At 67.7% G+C, this 26,835-nt stretch carries 23 protein-coding genes and 1 pseudogene; 13 read left to right on the top strand and 11 right to left on the bottom strand.

What is annotated here, in order from left to right:
• Positions 1-13: 13 nt before the first annotated feature.
• Positions 14-1,630: an HNH endonuclease gene (locus AC50X6_RS05990; protein WP_494965336.1), complete on the bottom strand. Its 1,617-nt coding sequence runs from the start codon at positions 1,628-1,630 to the stop codon at positions 14-16.
• Between the two features lie 99 nt (positions 1,631-1,729).
• On the opposite strand from AC50X6_RS05990, the gene AC50X6_RS05995 reads away from it, so the two are divergent.
• The gene (locus AC50X6_RS05995) at positions 1,730-2,239 is read left to right on the top strand and encodes a hypothetical protein (RefSeq protein ID WP_326967091.1); all 510 of its coding nucleotides are present in this window, start codon (positions 1,730-1,732) and stop codon (positions 2,237-2,239) included.
• 325 nt (positions 2,240-2,564) lie between these two features.
• Here AC50X6_RS05995 and AC50X6_RS06000 read toward each other — a convergent pair whose 3' ends face one another.
• A complete protein-coding gene (locus AC50X6_RS06000; RefSeq protein WP_494965337.1) occupies positions 2,565-4,064 on the bottom strand; it encodes an amidohydrolase in 1,500 nt (499 codons plus the stop codon).
• A 335-nt stretch (positions 4,065-4,399) separates the two neighbouring features.
• Here AC50X6_RS06000 and AC50X6_RS06005 point away from each other — a divergent pair, with 335 nt between their 5' ends.
• The 8 genes from AC50X6_RS06005 (at position 4,400) to AC50X6_RS06040 (ending at position 11,341) form a co-directional block, all read left to right on the top strand.
• A complete protein-coding gene (locus AC50X6_RS06005; RefSeq protein WP_494965338.1) occupies positions 4,400-4,717 on the top strand; it encodes a hypothetical protein in 318 nt (105 codons plus the stop codon).
• Positions 4,714-5,769 (top strand): zinc-dependent alcohol dehydrogenase family protein, encoded by a 1,056-nt coding sequence (locus AC50X6_RS06010; protein WP_494965339.1) that lies wholly within the window; start codon positions 4,714-4,716, stop codon positions 5,767-5,769. The genes AC50X6_RS06005 and AC50X6_RS06010 overlap by 4 nt, the downstream gene beginning before the upstream one ends.
• Positions 5,770-5,911: 142 nt before the next feature.
• Complete coding sequence (locus AC50X6_RS06015; protein ID WP_494965340.1) at positions 5,912-7,669, top strand: DUF4389 domain-containing protein; 1,758 nt, start codon at positions 5,912-5,914, stop codon at positions 7,667-7,669.
• A 197-nt stretch (positions 7,670-7,866) separates the two neighbouring features.
• Positions 7,867-8,703 (top strand): DUF4397 domain-containing protein, encoded by an 837-nt coding sequence (locus AC50X6_RS06020; protein WP_494965341.1) that lies wholly within the window; start codon positions 7,867-7,869, stop codon positions 8,701-8,703.
• An 80-nt stretch (positions 8,704-8,783) separates the two neighbouring features.
• On the top strand, positions 8,784-9,563 hold the full coding sequence (locus tag AC50X6_RS06025) for a class F sortase (RefSeq protein WP_494965342.1): 780 nt from the start codon (positions 8,784-8,786) through the stop codon (positions 9,561-9,563).
• Between the two features lie 50 nt (positions 9,564-9,613).
• Positions 9,614-10,192: an RNA polymerase sigma factor gene (locus AC50X6_RS06030; RefSeq protein WP_494965343.1), complete on the top strand. Its 579-nt coding sequence runs from the start codon at positions 9,614-9,616 to the stop codon at positions 10,190-10,192.
• Positions 10,179-11,045 (top strand): anti-sigma factor domain-containing protein, encoded by an 867-nt coding sequence (locus AC50X6_RS06035; RefSeq protein ID WP_494965344.1) that lies wholly within the window; start codon positions 10,179-10,181, stop codon positions 11,043-11,045. The genes AC50X6_RS06030 and AC50X6_RS06035 overlap by 14 nt, the downstream gene beginning before the upstream one ends.
• Before the next feature lie 83 nt (positions 11,046-11,128).
• Positions 11,129-11,341 carry a hypothetical protein gene (locus AC50X6_RS06040; protein WP_494965345.1) on the top strand — a complete coding sequence of 71 codons (213 nt, stop codon included), beginning with the start codon at positions 11,129-11,131 and terminating at the stop codon, positions 11,339-11,341.
• On the opposite strand, the gene AC50X6_RS06045 is transcribed toward AC50X6_RS06040, so the two are convergent.
• The 5 genes from AC50X6_RS06045 to AC50X6_RS06065 form a co-directional block, all read right to left on the bottom strand.
• Positions 11,287-12,408 (bottom strand): sulfite oxidase, encoded by a 1,122-nt coding sequence (locus tag AC50X6_RS06045; RefSeq protein ID WP_494965346.1) that lies wholly within the window; start codon positions 12,406-12,408, stop codon positions 11,287-11,289. The genes AC50X6_RS06040 and AC50X6_RS06045 overlap by 55 nt on opposite strands.
• A gap of 131 nt (positions 12,409-12,539) precedes the next feature.
• The gene (locus AC50X6_RS06050; protein WP_494965347.1) at positions 12,540-12,962 is read right to left on the bottom strand and encodes a DUF4282 domain-containing protein; all 423 of its coding nucleotides are present in this window, start codon (positions 12,960-12,962) and stop codon (positions 12,540-12,542) included.
• Between the two features lie 125 nt (positions 12,963-13,087).
• The gene (locus tag AC50X6_RS06055; RefSeq protein WP_494965348.1) at positions 13,088-13,942 is read right to left on the bottom strand and encodes an SDR family oxidoreductase; all 855 of its coding nucleotides are present in this window, start codon (positions 13,940-13,942) and stop codon (positions 13,088-13,090) included.
• 3 nt (positions 13,943-13,945) lie between these two features.
• Positions 13,946-14,950 carry an aldo/keto reductase family protein gene (locus AC50X6_RS06060; protein WP_494965349.1) on the bottom strand — a complete coding sequence of 335 codons (1,005 nt, stop codon included), beginning with the start codon at positions 14,948-14,950 and terminating at the stop codon, positions 13,946-13,948.
• Positions 14,951-14,990: 40 nt separating this feature from the next.
• Positions 14,991-15,656: a hypothetical protein gene (locus tag AC50X6_RS06065; protein ID WP_494965350.1), complete on the bottom strand. Its 666-nt coding sequence runs from the start codon at positions 15,654-15,656 to the stop codon at positions 14,991-14,993.
• Between the two features lie 242 nt (positions 15,657-15,898).
• On the opposite strand from AC50X6_RS06065, the gene AC50X6_RS06070 reads away from it, so the two are divergent.
• Positions 15,899-16,339, top strand: a complete 441-nt coding sequence (locus tag AC50X6_RS06070) for a YchJ family protein (RefSeq protein WP_494965351.1) — start codon at positions 15,899-15,901, stop codon at positions 16,337-16,339.
• An 83-nt stretch (positions 16,340-16,422) separates the two neighbouring features.
• Here the strand turns inward: AC50X6_RS06070 and AC50X6_RS06075 are convergent, their stop codons facing one another.
• The 4 genes from AC50X6_RS06075 to AC50X6_RS06090 all read right to left on the bottom strand — a co-directional run bounded on the left by AC50X6_RS06075 (position 16,423) and on the right by AC50X6_RS06090 (position 20,581).
• Positions 16,423-17,337: a YrzE family protein gene (locus AC50X6_RS06075; RefSeq protein ID WP_494965352.1), complete on the bottom strand. Its 915-nt coding sequence runs from the start codon at positions 17,335-17,337 to the stop codon at positions 16,423-16,425.
• A gap of 167 nt (positions 17,338-17,504) precedes the next feature.
• Entirely contained in the window at positions 17,505-19,520 is a 2,016-nt protein-coding gene (locus AC50X6_RS06080; protein WP_494965353.1) for an acyl-CoA dehydrogenase family protein, read from the bottom strand.
• A 64-nt stretch (positions 19,521-19,584) separates the two neighbouring features.
• A complete protein-coding gene (locus tag AC50X6_RS06085) occupies positions 19,585-19,923 on the bottom strand; it encodes a hypothetical protein (protein WP_494965354.1) in 339 nt (112 codons plus the stop codon).
• Positions 19,924-20,197: 274 nt separating this feature from the next.
• The gene (locus AC50X6_RS06090; protein ID WP_494965355.1) at positions 20,198-20,581 is read right to left on the bottom strand and encodes a PepSY domain-containing protein; all 384 of its coding nucleotides are present in this window, start codon (positions 20,579-20,581) and stop codon (positions 20,198-20,200) included.
• Between the two features lie 155 nt (positions 20,582-20,736).
• Between AC50X6_RS06090 and AC50X6_RS06095 the strand changes: the two genes are divergently transcribed.
• The 3 genes and pseudogenes from AC50X6_RS06095 to AC50X6_RS06105 all read left to right on the top strand — a co-directional run bounded on the left by AC50X6_RS06095 (position 20,737) and on the right by AC50X6_RS06105 (position 26,701).
• A complete protein-coding gene (locus AC50X6_RS06095) occupies positions 20,737-22,209 on the top strand; it encodes a DUF3375 family protein (RefSeq protein ID WP_494965356.1) in 1,473 nt (490 codons plus the stop codon).
• 2 nt (positions 22,210-22,211) lie between these two features.
• Positions 22,212-23,003: pseudogene (locus AC50X6_RS06100) on the top strand (DUF4194 domain-containing protein); the annotation flags it as partial.
• Positions 23,004-23,218: 215 nt separating this feature from the next.
• Positions 23,219-26,701, top strand: coding sequence for an ATP-binding protein (locus AC50X6_RS06105; protein ID WP_494965357.1), 3,483 nt, complete (start codon positions 23,219-23,221; stop codon positions 26,699-26,701).
• Positions 26,702-26,835: the final 134 nt, after the last annotated feature.

Raw genomic sequence — 26,835 nt, forward strand, 5'->3', positions numbered from 1 at the left:
ACTCCGCGGCCCATTACGCTCCGGCAGTTGCGGGCTCCACAGGAGCAGGGCCTAGTTCTGTGGTCGGGCAACAGTCAGTGCGATCCACGGGCTTCCTGCCAGCCGGTAGGACGAGAATCCGACGTTCGCGTACCTTTCGAGTGGCAGCTCTTGGAGCACTTGAAATGCGGTTTCTCAGTGTTGGGCATGGATGAGGAAGTTTGGAGCTCGTTGCGAGAAGCGTCCGCTCTTGGCGCGTCAATTCCGTGTCCGCGGGCCGCCGCTTGCGCGCTTTGGTGAAGTGCCGGAGTTCGCTTCGGTGGCGGGGTGGTGGCGCTTCGGGAGGCCGCGGTCCCGGTGATGGTGCTCCCGGCAGCGGCGGGGCGGTGGACAGATAGCTGTGCCCGGTGGGTGTCGTTAGCTGGAAAGTGTGCCTGGGTCCGGGCCGGGGGTGGGCGCTCCAGCCGGGGGATTCCTTGGTGTGGTTGCAGGCTTCGCAGAGCCCGGCACCGTTTCCCTGGGTCGTCGGTCCCCCACTGTGCCAGGGGAGAATGTGGTCCAGATGCCGGATCGGGGCGTCGCAATACGGCGTGCGGCAGGTCTGGTCGCGGACCTGGACGAAGCGGCGCAGCCCGGGCGGGAAGAGCCGTGCGCGGGACTCCATCGCCACGAGATCTCCCGCGCCGGGGGCGGTGTAGAGCCGCCGGAGCCAGACGTTCATGGCCTGGTCCTGGTTAGTGTCTCCGGCGTTGTCCGCGAGGAGGATCTCCCGCGCCCACCCTGCGGGGACTACCCCGTAGCCGGGAAGCCTTGCGGGTTCGCTGCCTGCCTGGAACAGCGCACGGTCGGTCATAACGAGCTGGACCTCGATCCCGGCGATTCCGCCGGCTTTTCCCGTGATGCGTTCCACAAGGGCGTCGGCCATGAGCTGCCTGCGGGTGCGGGGGTCCCCGGTGTTGCGGACGGTGTCGGCGTGCCGGGTGAGCGCGGCGTGGACGGCGACGCCCTGGGCGACGGGGAGCAGGGCGGTGAGATAGCACATGGTGTCCGGCGCCGGGCGGAGGCTGACGTGCCGTTCCGTGGCGGCGTGGCCCGCCCGCTGTGTGACGGAGCGCGGATCGTGGCGGTAGGCGGCGGACCGGGCTGCGGCGATCAGGGACCGGTCCCCGGCACCATCGAACGTCCCGGCGTCGGGCGCGAGCTCCTCGTCGACGGCACACCGATCCGCCCCCGATAGGCAGGCGGTTTCCCGCACCAGGAGGGTGGCGCGCCATTCGTTGAGCTGCCCGGTCTCCAGAGCGGCCAGGGTGTGGGGCATTTCGGTGGCGAGGGCTTTCGCGAGACCCAGGAGCCGGCCGCCCTTAGCGGGGGATTCGCGCCTGGCGAGGGCGATCTGCGCGCCGACCCCGGTGCCAAGCTCCGCCGCCGGCATTCCGAGGTCCCGCTGCTCGCACCGCTGGAGCAGGTCGAAGCTGACGGCGAGCCGGGCCTGAAGCGCGGCCGCGGCGGATTTCAGGTCTTCCAGTTCACGGAGCTGGCCGATCAGCCCGGCGCCGTCACCGGAGGGCCGGACGGCGGCCAGGGAACGGGCCACGTCCACGATCTTCAGTTGTTCTGGCTGAGCCACTTCGGGTTCCTGATCGCCGTCCATGGGAACAGGTTATAGGGCACCTGCGACAATTTAGGCGGCCGCGGAAATGGCGTTTCCGTAAGCTGGTGCAGGAAGCCCGCACCCCGATCCAAGGAACCTATGCCGATCAACAGACAGTCATTGAAACAGGACGGGTTCACCGGATTCCGGCCGCTCGCGGACCTCGACATCAACCGGATTCCACAGAAACCCGGGATTTTCGCCGTGCTGCTGCCCGCGGGCTTCGAGCCGCAGTTCCTGGCCAGGAGTGCGGCCGGCGTCTTCAAGAAGAAGGACCCCACCCTGAGGGCGGACGCGCTCGACGCCGAATGGGTCGACGGCGCCGATGTCCTCTACGTGGGCAAGGCCGGACCCGGCAGTAAGGGCAACCGCGGGCTCCGCCGGCAGATTCAGGAGTTCGTCGACTTCGGCAAGGGTAAACCGCCCGGCCACTGGGACGGCCGGTTAATCTGGCAGCTCGCCGCCGCCGGATCCCTGATCGTTGCCTGGAAGGAGCTGCCCGCGGAGCAGTTGAACGCCGCCGAAGCCGGGTACCATGCCGGGTTCCGGGCGGAGTTCGGCCGGCTGCCCTTCGCCAACCTTATCCAGGCGCGCGTCAAGGGCAGCTAGCGGTCCTTTTCGCTGGTTCGTCGGGTGGTAACGGGGGGTGGCTAGCGGAGCCTGGACCCATTCGTGCCGGGGGTCCGGGGGACATGCCCATTCTTCGGACCCGGGACTGGACACAATGACACTATGTCCGCCCGCTGGCCCCGGCGCGGGGCATGTCCCTGGCCCGGACGCATCAGTGGGGCCCCGGGCGCATCAGCGGGGCCCGGACGCATCAGTGGGGCCCCGGACGCATCAGCGGGGCCCGGACGCATCAGTGGGGCCCGGGCGCATCAGCGGGGCCCGGACCCCTGACGAACCAACGAAAATGCCCACTGGTTCCCGCCCCTTAAACGACGGCGATGTGCGTAAACCGCCCTGCGACCAGCGTCGCAGCCACCGGCATCGCGGCGAACACCGCGTCGGATACTGTCAACGGGTCGCCGTCGAGCACCGCGAGGTCCGCCGGGTCACCCACCCGGACACTGCCCCGCCCGCGCGTCGACGCCGTCAACGCCTCTTGCCGGGTGAGGGCCTGTTCCGGATGCCACGGCCCGCGCCCGTCCTGCCGGGCCCGGGCGCTGGCCGCAGACATAGCAACCCACGGATCCAGCGGTGCCACCGGCGCATCCGAACCCAGCACCAGCGTGGCCCCGGCGTCCAGCAGGGACCGCAGCGGGAACGCCCGGTCCGTGCGGCCGGCCCAGTTGGCGTCGGCGGCGTCGCGGTCATCGAGGGCGTGGGCCGGCTGGACGCTGGCGGTCAGGCCCAGCTTGCCAAAGCGGGCAAAATCCCGGTTCCGGATAAACTGGGCATGCTCAATCCGACCGCCGATCCCGGCCGCCGCAAAGGCGTTCAGCGCCACCTCATTGGCGCCGTCGCCGATCGCGTGCACCGCCGGAACAAAACCGGATTCCCGGGCCCGGATCAGCAGCTCCAGCAGCTGGTCTTCGCTGATGGTGAGAAGGCCGCGGCCGCCGTGCGGGTACGGGTCCACGCAATACGCCGTGCGGGTGTTGAGGGATCCATCGATCAGCATCTTCAGCGGGCCCACCGTGAGCAGGCCGCCGCCGTCGAGCACCAAACCGGTCCGCATCCCCTCCGCGATGGCACGGTCCAGATCCTGGGGATAGACGCCGGCGTCCGTCCGGAACGAATCGAAGCCGCCGGCGATCCGCCGCAGCCACACGTCGCTGTTCCAGGTCATTTCAAAGTCCACGATCCCCACGACCCCGCGTGCGGCCGCTGCCTGCGCGGACTCCCGCACCCAGGCATCCACCACGGCGTCGGGCAGTTTGCCCAGTTCGCGGGTCAGCGCGAAGGCCGGCGCCTCGCGCAGCAGCCCGGAGGCGTCCACGGCCACGTCGTAGCGGGTAGCCGCCGCGCTGTTGAGCCAGACGCAGTGCAGATCATGGCTGATCAGCGCCGTCGGCAGGCCCCGGGTCACGCCGTCAAGCAGTTCCAGGCCGGGAACATCGCCCCAGACAGCGTCCCGGAACCCGACGCCCACCAGCGTCAGGCCGCCGTCGCCGCCGTTGGCAGCGCGGCCGGCAAGATAGGAACCGACGACGTCGGCCGCCTCGCGCGCCGAGGCGGCGCCGGAGAGATCGATCCTGTTGGCGGCGAGGGCCCACTGCGTCATGTGGACATGCTCATCCCACAGCCCCGGGATGACATACCGCCCGCCCAGCTCAAGCACACGGGAGCCGGGGACCCGAGACTCCCCGGCAGGCGGGATCCGCGAAATCACGCCGTCAACCACATGGACGTCGCGGAGCGCGGGCCCACCTGGCAGCCGGACGGAGGCAAGGACGAGCCCGTTAACGGCAGCGGCACACTTAGCAGGCATAGCAATTAGGCTAGGCGCCGCAGTGCGCAGCACCAATCCGGACTCGCCGCACGCCCCGCCCACCAAGTACGGGACTTTCGCCCCTTACCCGCTCCCCACGGGCGGATCATTCTGGATTTGGGGCGATTCGTGCACGGCCATTGGGGGACGAATAGCCTTGAAAACGCAACACCGGTCTCGCTTAACTTTGGGGAAGGAACTGGCGCTATGCCGTTCCGGCATCAGCCGGAAAGGCTACGAGACCACGTAACTATGAGCAAACATCGCGAACCACTGAAGGTCCAGGCAGCTCCTTCAGCCAACCTACGGGCGCCGGGGGACCCATGGACACACACGTGAGGACGCCGCGCCTGAAGGTGATGATCCGGATCGACGGCCATCAGGAGATTACCCGGATCGAGGTGCATGGTGTGGTCACGGCCGCGAACATCCGGGCACTCTACGTCGTATGCCGCCGGGTCACCGCCAAATTGCCCCGCCATGAAATCGTGATCGACCTGTTCCACGCCCGAGTATCGGCGGGCGCCATCGAAGAGCTGCGCGAACGTGCCCGGCTGTCCCTCCTGTCCTCCGGAATCGATTCCTCCGTAACTCATTGCCGGCTCCGCATCGTGGATCCGCCAACAACCATCACCATCAAGGAGCATGCATGAAAGCCCTCGTCTATGGCGGTCCCGGAGAGAAATCCTGGACGGACGTCCCCGATCCCACCATCCAAAGCCCCACCGATGTGATCGTCAGGGTGGAGACCACCACCATCTGCGGGACGGACCTCCACATCCTCAAGGGCGACGTCCCAGCTGTGACAAAGGGCCGGATCCTGGGTCATGAGGGCGTGGGAACCATCACGGAAACCGGTTCCTCCGTGACCAGCCTCAAGGTGGGCGACCGCGTGATCATTTCCTGCATCAAGTCCTGCGGGCACTGCGCCAACTGCAAGACGGCCCTGTACTCGCACTGCCTGGGCGACGAGGGCCAATCCGGTATCGGCTGGGTGTTCGGACACCTGATCGACGGCACCCAGGCCGAGTACGTCCGCGTTCCCTATGCCGAGAATTCCCTCTACCTGATGCCCGCGGGAGTCAGCGACGACCAGGCCGTTATGCTCTCCGATATCCTGCCCACCGGCTTCGAAATCGGCGTGCAGTACGGCCGGGTGAAACCAGGGGACACCGTCGCGGTGATCGGCGCCGGCCCGGTTGGCCTTGCCGCGATCGCCACAGCCGGCCTCTACGGCGCCGCCACCATCATCGCCGTCGACCTCGACGCGAACCGGCTGGAGAAGTCCCGCGAATTCGGCGCCACCGACGTCGTCCTCTCCGGCGACGCCGACTGGAAGAAACAGGTCCTTGCCCTGACCGACGGGCACGGCGTGGATGTGGCCATCGAAGCGGTCGGGATTCCGGCGACCTTCTCCATGTGCACGGACATCGTGCGGCCTGGCGGCAATGTGGCCAACGTCGGTGTGCACGGCAAGTCCGTGGAACTCCATGTGGAGGACCTCTGGATCCAGAACATCAACATCAGCATGGGCCTGGTCAACGCCAACACCACACCCATGCTGCTCAAGCTCGTCGCCCAGAAGAAGGTGCCCGCGGAGAAATTCGCCACCCACCATTTCACTTTTGACCAGTTCATGGAGGCCTATGACACCTTCGCGCGCGCCGCGGAAACGAAGGCGCTCAAGGTAGTGATCACCGCATGAAGGCTATGGTTGTCGACGATTTGGCTTACGGCCACACCAAGTCAGCAGCCCCGTCAACGGATGGCGCCCGACGCCGAAAATCACCGCGTTGCTCTCTGCGCCCGCCACGTTGAAAAACTGAGTTTTTGAAAGGACGGCGGCCATGCGACCAGGCCGGATTGTCATGCTCATACTGGGGACGCTCAGCGCCCTCATCGGCCTGGGGCTGATGGCCGGCGCCGGCGCGACGGGGTGGGCCAACTACCAGCAGCGCGACAACGGCTACTTCACGTCGCCATTGGAGCGCTACTCCTCGGACTCCTATGCCCTGGCCTCGCCCCGCCTCAGCATCATGACCCAAGGCGGCCTGTCCGACTCCGTCTCCGTCGACGTTGCCGGCAGTGTTTTGCTTCGCGGCTCTGCGGATGCGGGCAAAGAGATCTTTATCGGGATTGCGCCCCGGAATGCCGTGGCGGCCTACCTGGCGGAGGTCAAACATTCCGAGATCACCGAGGTCCGCTTCTCGCCTTTCCGCGCTGTCTACCGTGACGTCCCCGGCACAAGGACACCCACGCGGCCCGCCGATCAAAGCTTCTGGACAGCCAAGGCCACCGGGCCGGGGACACAACAGCTCACCTGGGACATCCGGCCCGGCAGCTGGGCCGTGGTTGTTATGAACGCCGACGCCAGCACCCCGGTTGACGTGAACCTGCAGGCCGGGGCACGCTCGGACCTACTCTGGCCCGTGTTCGTTGGCCTGCTGGTCGGCGGGATCGTCTTCCTGCTGATCGGCATTCCCCTGATCATTCTCGGCGCCGCGGGACTGGGACGCGGTAAGGGCGGTCCGGCGTCCGTGTCCCGTGCTCCGGCGCAGGCCTACGGGGCCCATGCCGCGCCGGTGCCTGCCGGTCAGGCGTCCGGCGGCCAGCCGCCGTCGGGTCAGAGCCACGCCGCACCGGTGCCTGCCGGGTATGCCTACGGCGGCCAGCCGCCGGGAACCGGTCGTGTGGTGTATCCGGCCAGGCTCAGCGGCTACCTGGACCGGGACCTGTCCCGCTGGATGTGGCTGTTCAAGTGGTTCCTGGCGATCCCGCACTTCATCGTGCTCTTTTTCCTCTGGTTTGCCTTCGGTGTGGTCACCATCGTGGCGTGGTTCGCGATCCTCTTCACCGGGCGCTACCCGCGCTCGCTGTTCAACTTCAACGTCGGAGTGATCCGCTGGAGCTGGCGGGTGGCCTTCTACTCCTACGGGGCGCTCGGCACGGACCGGTACCCGCCCTTCACATTGGAGCGCACCGACTACCCGGCCGACTTCGACGTCGACTATCCCGAAAAGCTGTCCCGCGGCCTGGTGCTCGTGAAGTCCTGGCTGCTGGCCATCCCCCACCTGCTGATCATCGCGTTGCTGACCGGTACCGCCCAGACCTGGATATACCGCGACGGCCAATGGGTGCAGGTAGGCGTGGGGATCTCCCTGCTCGGGCTGCTGGTGATCATCGCCGGGGTCATCCTGCTGTTCACCGGCGTGTACGCGCGGGGCCTCTTTGACTTCCTGCTGGGCCTGAACCGCTGGGTCTACCGGGTCACCACCTACGTTGCCCTGATGCGGGACGAATACCCGCCATTCCACCTCGACATGGGCCCGCGGGATCCGGGAGACACTCCGGTGGGTCCCTACGGCGGGCCACCGGCCGGGCCCGGATATTCGCAAGTCCCGGGCATTCCAGATAGTGCCCCGCCCCTCCACGGCCAACCCGGTCCCGGTGGGACAGATCCGGCCACGACAGGTCCGGCCACGACAGGTCCGGCCACGGCAGGTCCGGCCGATGGCCGGACGGGCTTCTATGGTGTCGGCGGACCTGCAGCCGGCGGCCCGGACGCCAAGTCCGACCCGGACAACCCGAACAACCAGCCCCTCTAGCCCGCGCCGGGCATCTCCAGCCGCGGCCGGGCAGCTCACCGGAGCCGCGCGGCCGCTTCGTTGCGCCCCGCCGTCGCGCCCTTCCACCCGCTCCGTCAAAAGGCTCTCCATGTGCGTGCATCCAAACGGCCTGGTGCGCCGGTAGAAGGGGTGTAAACATAAATCGCCCGTTCGGCGGGCCGTTGAAGGAGATGCACATGCGTACGATTTTTTTCGCAGCAGGCGCCGTAGCTATTGCGGCAGCCCTTACTCTTGCCGGCCCTGCCCAGGCGGCCGAGTCCGACGCCCAGCTTTCCGTTCTGCACGGAGTGCCAGGACTTACCGTTGACGTCTGGGTCAACGGCGCACGCACCCTGGACAACTTCACCCCCGGCACCCTCGCCGGGCCGTTGGCCCTTCCGGCCGGGAACTATGACCTTGCCGTCACCGCCGCCGATGCCGCAGACGCCGCCGCCCCCGTGATCGGGCCCGTGAAAGTCACGCTCGCGGCCGGCGGGAACTACACGGCCGTGGCCAACCTCGACGCCGCCGGTAAACCGACGGCCAACTTCTTTACGAACGATGTTTCACGGCTCGATGCCGGCAAGGGCAAGCTGACTGTCCGGCACACGGCAGCGGCACCGGCCGTGGACGTCCTCGCAGGCGGCGCCCCCGTCATCTCGGGCCTGGCCAACCCTCAAGAGAAGACGCTGACGCTGGATCCCGGCACCCTGTCCGTCGCGGTGGCCGCCGCGGGCACCACTGCGCCGGTGATCGGCCCGGCGGATGTAACAGTCAAGGAAGGCACCCACACGGTGGCGTACGCGTGGGGCAGCCTCGCGGACAAGACCCTGCAGCTGGCCGTGCAAAACATCGACGGGCTGCATTCGGCCCCTGCCGGTGTTCCGGGCGGACGCGCCAGCGCCGCTGACCCCGGGACCGCACCAGCAGGTCCGACGGCCGCCACGGTTGGCATCGGCGCTGCGGTCCTCCTGCTGCTCGCCGGCGCTGTCGCCGCGTCCCGCAAGCGGCCGGCGCTCGGCCGTATGCGCTAGACCCCATCCGCTAACGCCGGCCGCCCGGTCACCCGCCGGGCGGCTGGCCCATGGACTCCAACACGGCAGGAGAACGGATAATGAAGCGAACGACGACGGCGGAGCCCACCCGCCGTCCACCGGTTCCGCTGCCGCCTGCGCAGCGGGCAGGGGCGAAGGTCGCGGCCGCCGTCGTCACGGTGGTGCTGTTGATTGCCGGTTGCGCCGCACCCCGGGGCACCGCCACTCCGCTTCCTTCGGCTACGTCGGGAACCGTTACGGAATCAACGGTGACACCGGCCCCTGAGCCCGGAGGCCCCGAATCTTTGCCGCCGGAGTCCCAACTGGCAGTGCAGGCTGCAGAATCTGCTCCCGTTCCGGCCCAGGTATCAGCCATACCCGTCCGGCCGGCAACCCCGTCGGGCCAGGCGCCCGCGGACCCGTCCCCGCGATTCCTCACCGTGGAAGGCACCACTATCAACATGGCGATCGTCGATGTGGGCGTGAGCCCGGACGGGGCAATGGAAATCCCGGAGCCATTCAATGAGGCCGGCTGGTACCGCTTCGGTCCGGCACCGGGAGCTACCGCCGGCACCGCGGTGGTCGCGGCGCACGTCGACACCACGTCCGATTCGGCGCCCTTTTCCCAGCTCAAGTCGATCTCGCCGGGCACTTTGGTGACGGTCCGGCGCGAAGGGGCGGCGGCCATTATTTTCCGGGTGATCGGTGTGGAACTCATGGCCAAGGACGCATTTGACGGTGCGTCCATCTTCCGGCGTGACGGCCTGCCCCAGCTGAAGCTGGTGACCTGCGGCGGCCGATGGCTGGACGAACAACAGAACTACGGCGACAATGTGATTGTCACGGCGGTGCCGGCATGATTCCAAACGCAGCGCTCATCGTCGTCTCCAGCGGTGGGAAGGATTACGGCTTGGCACCTTTCCATCAGGCCTCTTCCGCCTGGGACGCCGGTCTGAACGAGTCCTTCGCCGCCGGTGACGAAACCGCGCTGGCCGAGGCCTACCGGCAGTTCTCGCCACTGGTCCACACGCTTGCCCTGCGTTCCCTGCGTGATCAGGCCGCCGCCGACGACGTCACGCAGGAGGTGTTCATCCGGGTCTGGCGCTCCCGGCAGGCCTTCGACCCCGGGAAAGCCCGGCTGCCCGCATGGATTGTAGGCATCACCCGGAACGTCATCACCGACGCGCAGGCGGCGTCGCTGCGGGAAACCCGGAAGGTGCTGGCCGCGGTGGAGATCGGCCCGGATTCCGAAAAATCCGCAGGGCATGCGGATCCAGAAGCCGTGGCCGACCGCCTGCTGTTGGACGGAGAACTGGAACGGCTGGGCGAGCCGCAGGGATCCATCCTCAAGCTCGCCTTCTACGATGACCTGACGCATTCGCAGATCTCAAAGAAACTGGACCTGCCGCTTGGTACCGTCAAGAGCCACATCCGCCGCAGCCTGTCCCAGCTCAGAAACCGATTGGAGGTAGACCGTGCAGCATCTTGATTCGGAGTCCCTGAGCCTGCTGGCTCTCGGCGAAGAGCTCGGAGACCACGCCGCGGACCATCTCCGTTCCTGCCCCGGCTGCGCAGCGGACTATGTGGGGCTGCGCCGCACAGTGGTGGCGGCCAGGCCCGGACCGGACGCCGCCGCACTGGAAGTGCCCGGGCCGCACATCTGGGCGGGGATCCATCGCACGCTTGGCCTTTCCGGGGCCGTCGCGGAGGACCCGCTCGGCTCTCCGGCGGCGGTGTCACCGGCCGGGGCGTCTCCCGCCGGGCCGTCGGCAGCGGCAGTGCCTCCCGCCGGGTCGTCACCTTCGACGGCGACCGTGACTCCATTCCCCTCCGCGCCCCGGGAAGTGAAGGCACCCCCGGAGGAACGGCCTGATCGCAACGACCGCGGGCCCGGTGGCAATGCCGGCCCCACCTGGCTGCGCCGTCCCGGCGCTTGGCTCGCAGCCGCGGCAGCCACCGCACTGGTGGCTGCCGGGGTCTTCTGGTCCATCCGGCAGAACGAACCGGTGATTGCTCCACTCGCATCCGCGCAGCTGGCACCGGTGGACCAGCACTCCGCCACTGGCTCGGCCCGGATCATCGAGGCTAAGGATGGACGGCGCACCCTTGAGGTGACGTTAAATAGGGACGAGGCCAAGGGATACCAGGAGGTCTGGCTGATTGCACCCGATCTCTCACGGCTTGTCAGCCTCGGCGTCCTGACCGCCGAGTCCGGCACTTTCCCGCTTCCCGCCGGGCTGGACCTGGCCAAATATCCGATCGTGGATGTCTCCGACGAGCCGGTGGACGGCAATCCTGCGCACTCCAGCGTGAGCATCGTCCGCGGCACTCTCGCCTCCTGAGATGACTGCGCCCTCCTGCCAGCGGCGCCCGGCTGGAACACAGCTGAGGGAATTTACCACTCCGCGGCAGGAGGCTGGCCATCATGCTGAACAACGAGGTGCCGGGAAACGGTTTGCTCGAGGGCAAGACCGCGCTGATTTACGGGGCTGGCGGCGGGAAGGCGGAGTCCGCCGTCACCAGGGCCGTGGCCGCGCACCCGATCAAGCAGGGATTGTTGATTACTGACAGGGGTGTAACCGGCTACTCGACGGTCACCGTGATCCGCTGCACCGCGTTGTTGCCCATTCCCTGGTAGTTCCAGACCTGCTCGAGCGGCTGCACGTCTCCGGACGCGTCCGTGGCGCGGCACGCCAGTTCGTGTTTGCCGGGCTCGGCGACCCATGGCATCGACCACGCGCACCAGGCAAATGGCGCCGCGGGGTGCTCCAGATGGGCCGGCGCCCACTTGCCGTCGATCCCGACTTCGACCCGCTGCACCGCGCCCTGTCCGGACCAGGCGCGTCCTGTCAGCATCACTGGAGCGGCGGGCAGGATCCTGCGCCGGGTGAAGAAATCCGGGATGCCCGGCGGGACCATCAGCGAGCGGACCTTTATCCAGGTGACGGGCGCTCCGGCGTCGTCCGCGTCCTGCTGGTAGCGGTAGGCGACCGACTGCTGAAACCCGTCGAAGGGCTTGGTCAGCACCTTGATCGAGGACAGCCACTTCACGCTCGCCATGCCGTACCAGCCGGGGACCACCAGCCGGAGCGGGTAGCCGTGCTGTGGCGGCAGTTCGAAGCCGTTCATCCTGTAAGCCAGCACGACGTCGGGCCGAAGGGCCTCGTCCATCGGCAGGCTCCGGGCGAACTGCTGGCGTACCCCGCCCTGAACTCCGGTATCCGCGCCGGTGAAGACCACCTCGACGGCGTCGTCCTCAACGCCCGCCTGGGTTAAGAGGTAGGCGAGCGGGACGCCCGTCCAGGTGGCCGTGCCGACGGCCTCAAGCATCCACGGCTGGCTCAGCGGGCGGGGCTTCAAAAGGGCGCGGCCGTTCCCGGCGCATTCCAGCGTCACAGGGACGCTGATGCTCGGTGCCCGGCGGAGCGCCCGGATGCTCAGCTCCAGCGACCGCCGAACGGCGCCGCCGATCCGCAGATGCCAGTTGTCGGCGTCGATGTACGGGATATCGAAGTGGTTTAGCAGGTAGTGAAGCCCGGGCGGAGTTGTGTCATTCCGCAGCGCCTCGAGTGGCATCGAGTGGTTCCGCACGGCGAGTTGGAGTTCCTCGGCCGTCAGCGGCCCGTGGCTCGGCTCGCCGGGGTGCGACGGGAGCTTTCCCGTCCGGCGGCGCGGGTTTCTCAGGACGTTTGAGTGTCTGGACATCTGCTTTGGCATGACGTGCCGCGATTCTGCTCCGGACCAGCCCGGTTTTGGCCGGTGTCACCCGGTTTCAGGTCTACGCCGCGGTCCGGATGCCGTCAAGACCGGGCCGGTCCGGCAGGAAGGCGGGGTGACTAGTGGCCTGGGGGCGTGTTCGGCTGCTCCGGGTACGGGTAGGCCTCCGGCGCTGCGGGCGGGCGGTTCGCCGAAGGATCCCATGAGGTGGGACCGTTCGGGCCCTGATATGTGCCGTTCTGCGGCCCGCCGGACGGGGTGCCGCCCTGGAGCCGGATCAGTTCGGCGGTGTTCTCGGCGGTGCGGATTCCGGCCACGAGTGACTCGAGCCCGATCCGTGCCAGCGCGAGGTAGATGAGAACGAAGAGCGGCCCGATCACGAGCAGAACCAGGATGCCCAGGACCGCGTTCCGGCTGGCGAAGGCCGAGATAACGACCACGATATACATGATGCCCAAGGCAATCATGATCAGGATGTAGACGATTTTGGCGATGGACGGCGAGACGAAGCGCGTAAAGGAAAGATCGAACAGATTTTTCAAGGATGTCCCCAAATTATTTCCGCCGGACGCGACGGACCATGTTTGTCACGCCGAGCATATCCGCGCAGGAAGCGGCAGTACGGCAAGGAGTGCCTCAGTATTTCGCGCCGCGGTATCGCGCGCCCCTACAGTGTGTGCGACTCGGCCAGGAACTGCGCCAGGCCCAGTGGTCGGCGTCCGGTGAGTTCGTGCACGGCCGACGTCGGCCCGGCGAGTTCACCGGCGGAGATGGCCGTGTAGGTGCTCACCCAGGCGTCGACCTGCCACGGCGGTGCGCCAAAGGAGGCCCGCGAGGCGTAGGCCTCCGCCAGCGTCTCGTGGTGGAAGGTGATGGTCCGGCCGGTGCCGGCGGTCAGGAGCGTCGCGGCCCGGGCCAGCGAGATATCTTCCGGCCCGGTGAGGTTGTAGCTCCGGTCCGTATGCAGGGCAGGGTCCCGGAGCACCGTTACAGCGGAGCGGGCAATGTCGGCCCGCGCGACGGCGGCCATCACGCCGTCGCCGGCGGGTCCGCGGATGACGCCGTCATCCCCGGCCAGCAGCGGCAGGAAATCCAGGTAGAAGTTGTCCCGCAGGAAGGTGTAGTCCATTCCGGAGGCTTTGATCCGCTCTTCCGTGGCGAAGTGGTCCCGGCCCAGGGTGAAGGTCGAATCGGGCGCGGCCCCGAAGAACGAGGTGTAGACGATGTGCTGCACCCCTGCTTCCGCGGCCGCGTCGACAAAGGTGAAATGCTGCTGCAGCCGGTCCTCGGCCTCGGCGGCGGAGACCATAAACAGCGTCTGCACCCCTGCCAGCGCTGCCTTGGCCAGCACCGGATCGGCGTAACTCACCACCATGGGAACCGCGCCCGCCAGCTCCGGCGCGCGGCGGAGGTCACGGACCAGCAGCCGTTGCGGGCTGCCGGCGTCGGCCAGTTTCCGGGCCACCAGCCCGCCGAGGTGCCCTGTGGAACCGGTGACCGCAAGTTCTGCTCCCGGTGCCACAGCTCAGGCCTCGCGGGAGGCCGGGGACTTGGTCTGCGCGGGGTCCCGTTCGGCGAGGGAGCCGATCGCGGCGTCGATCTTGTGCATGATTTCCGCGTCGAGCTTCACCCCGGCGGCCGCGACATTGCCCGCGATCTGCTCCGGACGGGACGCGCCCATGATGGCGGAGGCCACGTTCTTGTTCTGCAGCACCCAGGCGATACTCAGCTGGGCCATGGTCAGCCCGGCCTCGTCCGCGATCGGCTTCAGCTGCTGGACTCCGGTGAGGACGTCGTCGGACATCCAGCGTTCGATCATCTTCGAGCCGCCCTTGGTATCAGTTGCGCGGCTGCCCTCGGGAGCGGGCTTGCCGGGGTGGTACTTGCCGCTCAGGACGCCCTGCGCCATGGGGGACCAGACGATCTGGGACAAGCCCAGCTCTTCCGACGCCGGAACCACCTCGGCCTCGATGACCCGCCACAGCATGGAGTACTGCGGCTGGTTGGAAATCAGCTGGAAGCCCAGCTCCCTGGCAAGGGCGTGGCCGTCGCGGATCTGGTTGGCGGTCCACTCACTGACGCCGATGTAGAGCGCCTTGCCCTGCCGCACGATGTCCGCAAATGCCTGCATGGTCTCTTCGAGCGGGGTTTCATAGTCGTAGCGGTGGGCCTGGTACAGATCCACGTAGTCCGTCTGCAGCCGGGTCAGGGAGCCGTCGATGGCTTCCATGATGTGTTTGCGGGACAAGCCCAGGTCATTGTGGCCCTTGGGGCCGGTGGGGCCGAACACCTTGGTGAAGATCTCCAGGGATTGCCGGCGCTCGTCCTTCAATGCGCTGCCCAGGACCGTCTCCGCAGCTGTATTGGCGTACACATCCGCCGTGTCGAAGGTGCTGATCCCGGCGTCGAGAGCGGCCCGGACACACTGGGTGGCCACGTCGTTTTCCACCTGGGACCCGTGCGTGAGCCAGTTGCCGAAGGTGATTTCCGAAATCTTGAAGCCGCTGTTCCCGAGGTATCTGAATTCCATGCGTTTCACCGTAGCGGACTTAGCTGCCCGGGGTAAGGGCTCAGCCGGCTTTGCGCTCCTGGGCCTGCGGATCGGCCTGCGGCTTGTGCTGCCGATTGTTTCGCGGAGTGCTCGTGGGCAGCGGAAGCTGGCCGGGCAGCGAAACGAGTGATCCGGTGTCCAGCACGGACTTCGCAGCGGGCATCGGCGGCTTAGTGAAGGCGTGCGGAGCGGTGCCCAGCTCGCCGTTCCGGTCGGTGGCGGACGCCACCAGCGGCCCCACTGCTGTTACATCCTGGACGGGAGTGTTGGGGCTGGGGAGATCGCGGACCGAGACCTTAACGGCCGGTGCTGTCTCGGCCTTGGCCTTCGCAGCCGCGCGGGCGTCGGCCCGCGCGACGGCGTCGACCCACGCCGGTGACAGCGCGGGTTCCGGCCTGGCCGGTTTCTCCTTCGCAGGGGCACTAGCCGGCGTCGCGGGAGTTGCTGGCCTGGCCGATTCAGCGGCATCAGCGGAGCGCAGGGTCCCGATACTCGGCATGGGCCCCGAGCGGCTCCCGCTTAGGCTGCGGACCGTGGCCACGACTAAGACAGCCACCAGCCGTCCCAGGCCGGCAATCACCAGCGTGGCGACAAAAACGAGGAAGAGACCAAAGAACATGACGAACGCCACTGCGAGGGTGGCGAAAAAGGTCAGGTTCAGGGCGATGGTGGTCGGATCTTCCATTTCACCTCTCCTGGCTGGCTTTCCCTGCGCTACCGGACGCAACAAGGTTCGCCGGGCAACGGCACTCTTAACAATACGGATTAACAATACGGACTTTTCGGAGCGGACACGAAGGCACCGCCGGTCTGGGCCCAGACGTGTTGCAGACGTTGTCCCGGTCGGCACGGCGGCACCGGGCTAGGGTACGTCTATAGTCGGAAGCAGCCCCGCCGGCGCCGTCCGGCCCGCCGGAAGGAAACCCCGTGACGAACGCCGCTGACCCTGTCCCCGGGCCGTCCGGTAAGCCGGCGGCCGCTCCATTCCAGGGGAACTGCCCGTGCCTTTCGGGGGAGCAGTACCGGGACTGCTGCGGCCGCTTCCACCGCGGCGAAGCGGAGGCGCCGACGGCGGAGCTGCTCATGCGCGCCCGCTATGGCGCCTTTGTGGTGCTCAACCCCGGCTACCTGCTGCGGACCTGGCACCCGGACACGCGGCCCGCCGGGCTGGAGCTGGATCCGGCCATGCAGTGGCGTCGGCTGGACATCGTCTCCACCAGCCGCGGCGGTCTGCTGGACACCGAAGGGATTGTTGAGTTCCAGGCGCATTTCCGGCACAGCGGCGAACGTGGAGTCCACCACGAGACCAGCCGTTTCCTGCGGGTGGACCGCCGCTGGTACTACCTTGACGCCGTCGAACTCCGCTGACACGTGGCCTTGGAGGAGCTGAGTCCGCCGGGCGCCGGGCCGCGGAGCCCGGCAGGATCCGGGCGCTTGGCTAAACCGCCGGCTTAGCGCTCCTCAACAGTTTCCGCCGGCGTGAACCCGGCGCGGTCCACTTTGCGGTGGAAGCGCATGCCGGCGAGGCCGCCGAGCACGGCACCGACGAGAGCAACTCCGGCGACCACCACGGCGGCGATGATGCTCGTTGTGGTCAGCTGGCCCTCGTTGACCGGGATGCGCGGGAAGCTGTTCAGGTTGGCCAGGATGTTGTACCGCTGTCCCGCCACGAGGCCCAGGATGGCGATCACGATCGCGGCGATGATGGACCAGACCCACACCGCAAAACCCTGCTTGGCGCCGTTGAAGCGGGCCATCCGGCCGGCGACGTAGCCGCCGCAGTAGTAGGACACGAGCAGGATCCCGAGCAGCACGATGATGCCGACCAGCCCCACGGTCTGGTCGCCGGAACTGACCGCCGCGTTGACGTCGGTGTTGGTGGCGAGTCCGACGGCGGTGCCGGCGGCGGCAACCAGTGCGGTCAGCAGCACGGCCATGCCGGTGGCCGCGAGCCAGCCGAAGAAGGCTGAGCCGATCTTGATGCCGCCGAACTGCTCCTTCTCGCGGGCCACGACGGTCTCGCGGGTGGGCACGTCGTCAATGAAGGCTTCAGGGCCTGGTTTATCGTGGCGCACAGCGGTCACCGGCTGGGCACGGGTCGGTTGGGCGTCCACCGCATCGCGGGACCGGGTGGTTGCCGCGGCTTCGGTCGGGATGGCGCGTGTGTCAGTTGCGCTGTCCCGGATCGGCTCACGACGGACCGGCTCGGTGCGGTCGGCACCGTTCCGAGCGCTGTCCTGGCGGGCTGTGCCCTGGCCGGCGGCGTCCTGGCGCGCGTCGTGAATGCGGGCTTCCTGGTCAGGGGCACCCTCCTGGTCGTGGGCGCGTCGGGGCGATCGATCTTCGGGGCCTGCTGTGTTGCTCATGAGGACTACTCACTTTCACTGATTGACCCGCGCTCGTTGCTTGAACCGGGCACCGCAAGACGGAGACCGGCGTGGCCATCTCCTCTCCACCTAACCACGGGCGGTACCCGGTAGCAAGGATGCTTACTATTGAGTTGGAGCGGCAACACGGGCTGTGAAGCCGCACGTCAGCGGTATTTGCGGTGCAGGTTTTCTTTCACGGAAGCGCGCGGACTGGCATCGGCAATCCACGGCCCGGTGCCCTCGGACTGGTCCAGGACGCCCGCTTCCAGCCACTCGTAGTCCCCGGCGAGGACCTTGCGGGAGAGGACGTGGTCGCCGTCGTCCGTGTTCCGCCAGAGCTGGTCGAAGTATTCGTCCACCCGCACGCGGGCCTGCTCGCAGTACGCCTCGGCGAGCTCGTAGGCGGACGCGCCCCGGACCGGGGAGGTGCGCAGCAGCATCTCCGCCCGCGAGCAGCAGGCAGCCATGGCGAACAACTCGGCGCCGATGTCCACGATCCGGCCAAGGAACGCCTGCTTGTGTTCCAGCTTCGCCTGCCAGCGGCCCATTCCGTAGAAGGTCTGCCGCGCGAGCCGCCGCGAGGACCGTTCGACGAATCGCAGCTGCTTGGCCAGCCGGCCGAAATCGCTGTAGGAACGCGGATCCATGCCCGCACCGGCGACGAGCCTGGGCAGCCACTTTGCGTAGAACCCGGAGGCGCCGACGGCGGCCCGGGCTTTGTCGGACAGGCTGGCGTCCTCGGAGGCGAGGTCCCCGGCGGCCGCGAGGTGTGCGTCCACGGCTTCGCGGGCGATCAGCAGCTTCATGATTTCCGAGGAACCCTCGAAGATCCGGTTGATCCGGAGGTCGCGGAGCTGCTGTTCGGCGGGGACGGCACGCTCGCCGCGGGCCTCCAGGGAGTCTGCCGTCTCGAAGCCGCGGCCGCCGCGGATCTGTACCAGTTCGTCGGCGATCCGGCAGCTGATCTCGGTGGACCACAGCTTCGCGAGGGCCGCCTCGATCCGGACGTCCTTCTGCCCGGCGTCGGCCATTTCCGCGGAGAGCTCGAAGACGGCGTCCAGGGCGAAGGCGCTCGCGGCGATGAAGGCGATCTTCTTGCCCACAGCCTCATGCTTGCCCACCGGCCGGCCCCACTGCGTGCGGGCGTTGGACCATTCACGGGCGATCTTCAGGCTCCACCGTCCGGAGGCGACGCAGAGCGCGGGGATCGAGAGCCGGCCGGTGTTCAGCGTGGTGAGGGCGATCTTCAGCCCCTGGCCTTCGCGTCCCAGCCGGTTAGCGGCGGGCACCCTGACCTGGTGGAAGCGGGTGACGCCGTTTTCGATGCCGCGCAGCCCCATAAAGGCGTTGCGGTTTTCCACTGTGATGCCCGGGGAATCCATCTCGACGACGAAGGCGCTGATGCCGCCCCTGTGCGCCGTTCCGTCCGCGGCGGTGCGGGCCGGCACCAACGCCATAACGACGACCAGCTCGGCGATCACGCCGTTGGTCGTCCAGAGCTTTACACCGTCGAGCAGATACGACTGGCCGTCCTCCGAGGGGACGGCGGTGGCGCCCATCCGGGCAGGGTCGCTGCCGACGTCGGGTTCGGTCAGCAGGAAAGCCGTGATGGCTCCCGCGGCGCAACGCGGCAGGTACTCCTGCTTCTGCTCGGGTGTGCCGAACACTTTGACCGGTTCAGGGACGCCGATGGACTGATGGGCGGAGAGCAGGGCGCCGAGGCTGGGATGCACCGAGCCCAGCAGCGCCAGCGCCCGGCCGTAGTAGACCAGAGTCAGGCCGAGACCGCCGTATTCGCGGGGGATCTTCATGCCGAAGACACCCAGTTCCGCCAGCCCCTTGAGGTAGTCGTCCGGGATCAGGGCGTCGCGCTCAATGGTGCGCCCGGACATGGTGCGGCAGTAGGCGGTCAGGCGCGCCATGAACGCTTCGCCGCGGTCGACGTCGTCCGCCGGGGCCTCCGGCCAGGGGTGGATCAGGCTGAGGTCGAAACTGCCGAGGTACAAACCCTTGGCGAAACTGGGCCGGTCCCACGTAGTTTCGCGGGCGGCCTCGGCGATGGCCCGGGCGTCGGCCGCGGTGGCTCCGGGGCCGATGGCGTCCGCCGATACGGGAACATCTGCGGCGGGGCTGTCGGTGGCTGGATTCTCGGTGGCTGGATTTTCGACGGCGGAGCTCACGGGGCATCTCCTCTAACCGGGGTTACCGGCTCGAGCCCTGGATCCGCCGTGGGTGGAGGACCCTTCAGCTGTCCCGCAATACTACCCGCGGGTAGGTGCCGGTACTAGGGGCTGGCTGTGCGATGAATTCGGCGGCGAATTCTCCTGCAAAGTCCGCCGCGAAATCCCCCGGCAGTTCCACGCTCGAGGCGTGGTGGACCAGCCGGTCCCAGGCGTGGTTGATGCCGTGGACGAGTCCCAAAAGGACGCTGGCCACAATGATCCACGCGAGGCGGCCGACGCCCACCAGCACCAGGGCGGCGAACGACGCCGTCATCATAAAGAGGGTGATTATCAGGGCAATCACGAGTGTTCCAATGAACACCATGGTTCCCGTTTCCACTGCGCTTAGGTCGAACTGCATTCTTCCCCCTGGACCATTGCTCCGGCTGAATCAGTAGCCCGAGCGTAGGGTGCGGGACGTACGGTCAACCAGAGCCCGGCGGCCGTTCCGGGCTCTTGATACGGGATTGAAATGCTACTGGGGCGTAGGTCACGGGTCGGTCGCGGAAAGTGCGCCGTCTTCGCGGCCGGCCCGGTAAAAAACCCGGCATAAATCCAACACGGGGTCACTTACGGCCGATGTAACGGCCCATGACGGGCCGGATCTGACCCCGCGTTGTGGTTCGGTGGTGCGTTTAGTCGTCGTCGAGCTCCGGGGCGGCCTGGCTGAGGACCTGGAAGTCCGCACCGACCAGGACTTCCACCTCGGAGCCGTTGTCCAGACGGACCTCCACCTCGTAGGCTGCGCCGCCCTCGTTCTCCCGCTCCACTTCGGCCACCCGGCCCTGGCCGACCTTGGCGAGGGCAGCGTTAACGGCCCTGTCCCGGTCCTCGGCCGTCAGCGCCGGCAGATTGGAATCGTCGTCCCGCTCGGTCCCGCCGCCCGCCACCTGGAACGGGCGGTCAACGGTAACGCCGGAACCGCCGGGCTGGGTGCCGGCCGCGACCGCCACGGTCGCGCCGCCCAGAACCACCGCCGCGGCCGCCACCCCCGTAATCAATACCGCTTTTTTACGCATGACAAAAGCTCCTTCCATGTGATGTAAACAGTGTGCTCCTGCGGCGGGAGGCATTCAACGCCTAAACCCTTCGGGGCCTGAGTTAACCTTGTAGCTGGCAGGTTTTCAGTATCCGCTGCCCCACCAACATCCCCGAGGCAGCTCAAGGAGAGTGCGTGTCCCGCTCCGCCCAGTTTTCGGCCGACGCCATCGGCGCCCGGCTCCGGGACCTCGAACTCCTCACGAAGGGTCCCGCCTGGGCGCTCACCCGTTCGGCTCCGTGGGTGATCGCCGTGCTGCAAGCCTCCTTCACCCGCACCCGGCCGCAGCTGCCGCTGGAACAGTTCCACGCCGACGTCGACGCCTTCCTGGAGCAGCTCCGCCGCCAGCCACCCGGGACGGGGGACGAACAGGGCGGCGCCGCCAACGGCACACCCTCCGGAAAGAAATATGCGGACGAGTGGACGCGCAGGAACTTCCTGACCCGCCGCAACCAGTCCGGCCGGATCGTCTACGAAGTCACCGAACCCGCGGCCCGGGTCCTCGCCTTCCTCGACAGCCTCTCCAGCGAACGTTCCACGCTCAACGGTTCCCGGCTCGGCACGCTGCTGGGCGACGTCGAAAAGCTCGCGAACCAGACCAACCCGGACCAGAGCGCCCGGCTCGAATCCCTTGAAGACGAGATCGGCGAACGGCGCCAACTGATCGAGGACATCAGCTCCGGGGACTTTGACGGCCTGCTCGACGACGACGAGGCGGTGGAGGCTGCCGGCAACATCCTGGACCTCGCTGCCAGCCTGCCCGCGGACTACAAAAAGATGCGTGACCGGATCGAGGAGCTGGTGTGCGAACTCCGCAACCAGATCATCGAGGAGTCCCTGAGTAAGGGCGCCACCATGGCCCAGGTGCTGGAGGCGGACAAGCGGCTCCGGCAAAGTCCCGAGGGCAGGACCTTCCGCTCCTTCACTGCATTCCTGGAAGACCCGCAGCAGCAGGTGCGCTTCCGGTCGGCGATCGGCGAGGTGCTGAGCCGGGAATTCGCGGACGACCTCCGACAGGAGGAACGCGAGACGCTGAAGAACCTTGTGGCGGAACTGCGCACCCAGCACAGCCAGATTCAGCGGATCTACGGCAAGCTCAGCGAAAGCCTCAACACTTACGTGCAAAGCGACGACTTCCGTCAGTCCGTGCGGCTCCGCGCGGTCCTCCGCGAGGCCGAACAGGCCCTCCGTTCCCTGCCCTACGAGCGGGAACGCCCAGGCCTGGTCCGCGGCCCGGTGCTGTTCAATGCCGGCTTCGAGTCCCTGGCCATGGTCAAGCTCTTCGACCCGGACGAGTTTGCGGCCCCGCCGAGGCTTGCCGACCCGATCGCCTTCAGCGACTCGGACCGGGTGCGCTCGCCGCGGACCGGCAAGGCGAGCCCCGCGGCGATCCGGGCCGCATTCGCCGGTGCCGCCACCCTGGCCGAGGTGTGGGAGCAGCTGCCCGCCGGGGAACGCCACATCAATTCCATCCGGGCCCTGCTTTCGCACGCCCTGCACGCGGGCGCAGGCTTTGATCGCGAGGCCTGGGACACCATCGATTTCGAACAGATCGACGGCACCACACGCACCGCGTACCTGCCTGTCGTCACGCTCAAGAAGGATTGAAGATGACTGAAGTTTCCCACGACGCGCATACTGCGGTGGACAACGACGCAGCGCCCGGGCCGGGCCACGTTCATCCGGCTCCCTTCGCCGTCACTGCGCGGGACACTTTTGTCGACGGCGCTGCGCTCTTCCCGGGCGACACCGGTGTACTCCCGATGAAGGTCCGCCAGGCGCTCGTGAAGTTGCTTAAGGGCCCCTACATCGACGGCGGCCGCGACGAAAAGCTCTGGAGCACGCTGCTGGACAACCAGCTGATCCTGCGCAGCCGCCTGTCCGAGCTCTTCCTCACCCTGCAACTGGACCACGAACGCAAGGTGGCGGTGCTGCGTCCGGTTGACCCTGAGGCGATCGGCGGCAGCACCCGCTCCAGCATCCTGCGCCAGCAGCGTGCCCTGAGCCGCGTCGAAACCATCGTGCTGCTCCGGCTGCGCCTGCTCCTTGACCGCCATGTCGCAGCCCAGACGGACCCCACCATCACGCGCGAGGAAATCGCCGAGCTCGTGGCCCACTATCAGCCCGCCGGCCAGCAGGATGCCCTGCGCGACTCCGACGTCGTCAACCGCGCCATCACCAAACTCCTGGCCCGCCAGCTCCTCCTCATTACCGGCCTGGACGAGGTTTTTACCATCTCCAACGCCCTCCCCCTGGCCCTCCCCTTCGAAAACATCGGCGACATCCCCGCCCAGATCGAAGCCCTGGTAGCCGCCGCCACGGACCAGTCCGGAACAGAACCGCTGCTGGAGCTCGACGCCGACAGTTCTGCGGAAGAGGACGGCGACGACGCCGATGCCGCCCCAGATGAGCTAAACAGCGACGGGGATGCTGAAACGGTCACCCAAGGCGCACTGACAAACGAAGACGACGACGGCGATGCCGCCCCGGGAGTGGCATCGGGCCTGTCGGAGCCGCGCGCTGAGCTGATCGAAGATCAGATGCGCGGCGCAGGGGCGGGGGCGGCATCGCCGTCGTCGTCTCCCAAGCCCGCCACTGACGAAGCGGAGGCAGCCAAGTGAGCATTGCAACCATGCTCCCCATGGGTGAGCTCACCAACCCCGGCCAGATGCGCCTCGCCCTGGTCCAGGTGGTCAACTGGGGCACCTTCCACGGGGCCCACACGATGCACGTGGACCGCCACGGCACCCTGCTGACCGGCAATTCGGGCGTCGGCAAGTCCACGCTGTTCGATGCGATGCTGCGGGTTTTCGACGCCCGGCCGCGCTCCAACGAGGCCGCGGCCCAGCGCGCGGGAGGCGCGGTGGAGGACAAGCGGACCACGTTTACATACATGCGCGGCAAGGTGGGGGACAAGGCCGTCGGCGAGGGCTCGGCGAGTGCCTTCCAGCGCCCCGGTGCCACCTGGTCCGCCGTCGCCCTGACCTTCGACAACGCCGCCGGCACGCGCGTGACCGTTTCGGCGCTGTTCGACCTGCCCAAGAACGGCACGGAGTCCAGCGTCGGCCGGTACTACCTGATCGACAACAAGCCGCTGGATCTTTCGGCCGTCGAGGGCATCGCGGAGAAGCGGTTCACCAGGTCGGCCCTGGACGCGATCTTCCCGGCTGCCCAGATCTTCGATGTCCACAAGGCGTTTGCGGAACGCTTCCGCCGCCTGCTGGGCATCAATTCCGACCAGGCGCTCCCGCTGCTGCGCGTGATCCAGGCCGGCAAGGGCCTTGGCGGCAGCGTCAACACCTTCTTCCGCGACCAGGTCCTGGACGCTCCCGCCACGCTGGCCGCCGCGGACGACGTCGTCGAGGAATTCAGCAACCTGATGTCCATCCGGCAGCGTCTGGAGGACGTCCGGGGCCAGCGCGACCAGCTGGCCCCGGTGCCCGGCCTGAACAAGGAGTACGCCCGGTCCCTGCTCGACGCCAACCGGCTCCGGGACCTCGCCGGCGAGGAATTCGAGGCCTACAGGCAGCAGTTGGCCGTTACCGTCCACGAGAAAACGCTGGCCAGGTTCAAGGACCTCGCGCAGGCAAAGGCCAAGGACCTCGGCGCCGAACGCGGCGTGCGCGACGGCCTGGCCAGGGAGCTGCGCCAGCTCGAGGCAGACTACAACAACCAGGGCGGTAACGCGATCTCCGCGATCGAGCAGTCGCTGGAAAACGCGCGGGTGGCGCTCAAACTGCGCCAGCAGGTGGAGGAATCGGCCCGCAAGGGACTCTCCGACGCCGGACTGGAGCTTGAGTGGACCGCGGCCGGCTGGGAGCGGGCCCACGAGCATGCGGCGGCACGCTCGGACGAGTTGAAGGGCGACTCGGAGGCGCTCAAGGAGCTCCGGTTCGAGGCTTTCGACGGCCACGCCGCGAGGAAGCGCGAGCTCGCTGCGGCGCAGCAGGAACTGGTGTCGCTCAAGACGCGCAAGTCCCTGCTGCCGCCGTCGAGCATTGAAAACCGCAGCGCCATCGCGGTGGCCACCGGTGTTCCCGAGGAGCATATGCCGTTCGGCGGTGAGCTGATGGACCTCGCCGACGGCCAGGAGCAGTGGCGGCCGGCCGCCGAGCGCGCGCTGCGCGGCCTCGCCACGACACTGCTGGTTCCCGGCGAGCACTTTTCCGCCGTCACCCGGTACCTCAACGACCATTCCGTCCGCGGCGCACTGCGCGCGGTGGACGTCTCCAAGCCGCTTGCCGGCGGTGCGCTGGCGGTGGAGGACGCGTCCGACGGCGATCTGCTGACGAAGTTGGACATCCTCACCGCGGGCCCGGCCGCCGCGGCGGCCGGGTGGATCCGCGAACGGATCGCCCTCGACTTCGCGTTCCCGTGTGTTGAAGACCCGGACGAGCTGGCCCGGCTGGACAAGGGCCTGAGCCTGGGCGGGGTGGTCAAGCGCAACCGCCACACGGTGGAAAAGGACGACCGCAACACGTCCCGGCAGGACTACGTCCTCGGCTTCGACAACGCCTTCAAGCGTGAACTCGTCGCCGGGCGCGTCCAGGACCTGCAGCAGGAACTTGCCAAGGCCGCGGAGCTGGCGCAGGGCCGGGAAGAGTCACACCAGGGCATGAGCCGGCAGCTCGAGGCACTGCGCCGGGTGGCCGACGACCATCGCCCCTGGGAGCAGGTCTCGGCCGCCGTAGCCTCGGACGGGCTCGCCCGGATCGAGCAGCGGCTCAAGGATGCCCTCGCCGCGCAGGCCGACCTCGAACCGCTGCGCGCCAACACCGAGGCCGCCCGTCACAGGCACCAGTCCAGCACCGAGGCCGCGGCCGTGCTGCAGAGCGAGTACAAGACCCTTGACTCGCAACTGACCAGTGCCGATGCGCTGCTGGACGCCGCCCGCACCCGCCTGGCGCAGGCGCCGCCGTCGGACGCCACCGTCTCCTCGCTGGAACCGTACTTCACGGACGTCGGCGATGTCCTGGAAATGTATGGGCTGGACAACCTCGCCAACCAGGTGCGGACCCGGCTCCTCGCCGAGCTGCACGCGGCCGAATCCCGGGGGCAGACCACCTCGGAACGCCTCACCCGCATCTTCGAAGGCTTCGTCCGCGAATGGGGCACGGCGGTTTCCGCGGACCACGGCACCTCGATCGGGGCAGCGGGCGAGTTCGAATCCCGCTACCACGCCATTGTGAGCGACGGGCTGCCCGCGCAGGAGTCCGAATTCCGGCAGTTCTTCAACCAGCGCACGCACGAATCCTTCAGCACGCTGCTGCACCTGCTGGACGAGGAACGCCGGTCGATCACCAGCCGCATCCTTCCGCTCAACGGGATCCTGTCCCAGGTGAACTTCCACGAGGGCAGCTTCCTGGAACTGGACATCCGGCAGACCCTGCCGGCCACGGCGAAGCAGTTCAAGGACGCCATCCAGAACGCGCTCAGGGTCCGGCACGCCCGGCCGGTCAAGGCCGCCGGCGCCGCTGCCGCTGCCGTGACGGAAATCGACGACGACGCCGAGCTCACCAACCGCTACAAGTCGCTCGAAACGCTCGTGAAGCGTCTCGGCTCGCAGACTCCTGAGGACCGGCGCTGGCGCGCCGAGGTGCTCGATGTCCGTGGACACCTCTTCGTTCAGTGCAAGGAGCACCGCGAGGTCCAGGGCGCCGGGTCCAAGGGGCCGGGAAAGGGCGGACGCCGGAAGACCGAGGTCTTTATGCACGCGGATACCGGCTCGATGTCCGGCGGCGAGCGGCAGCGCTTCACCGCGTTCATTATGGCCGCGGCGCTGAGCTACCAGCTGGGCATCGCCGAACAGGGTTTCACCACCTACGGCACCGTGATGATGGACGAGGCCTTCGTGCTGGCCTCGGAGGAGTTCGCCGGCGCCGGCATCAAGGCGCTGCACGAGTTCGGCTTCCAGCTGCTTCTGGCCGCGCCGGAGAACGTGATCGACCTGTCCCGCCACCTCGGCTCGGTCACTGAGATCCTGCGGGACAAACGTACCAACCGCTCCGGCGTGCTCACCGCCCCCGTGATCGGGCCCCGCCCGGGGGACGAGGGGACGTGGCGGTCCGAGGCCAACCCGGTGGACATCGTCCTCCGCTAGTCCACCCGCTAAACAGCAACGCGGGGTCACTTAGCGCCCATTATCCCCCTCGGGATGGGCCGTAGGTGACCCCGCGTTGTTTGGAGTTGGCTCAGACATTGGCACGACCGTCCCCGCTTCGGCGTAATTACGTT

It is taken from the genome of Pseudarthrobacter sp. HLT1-7, assembly GCF_059383435.1.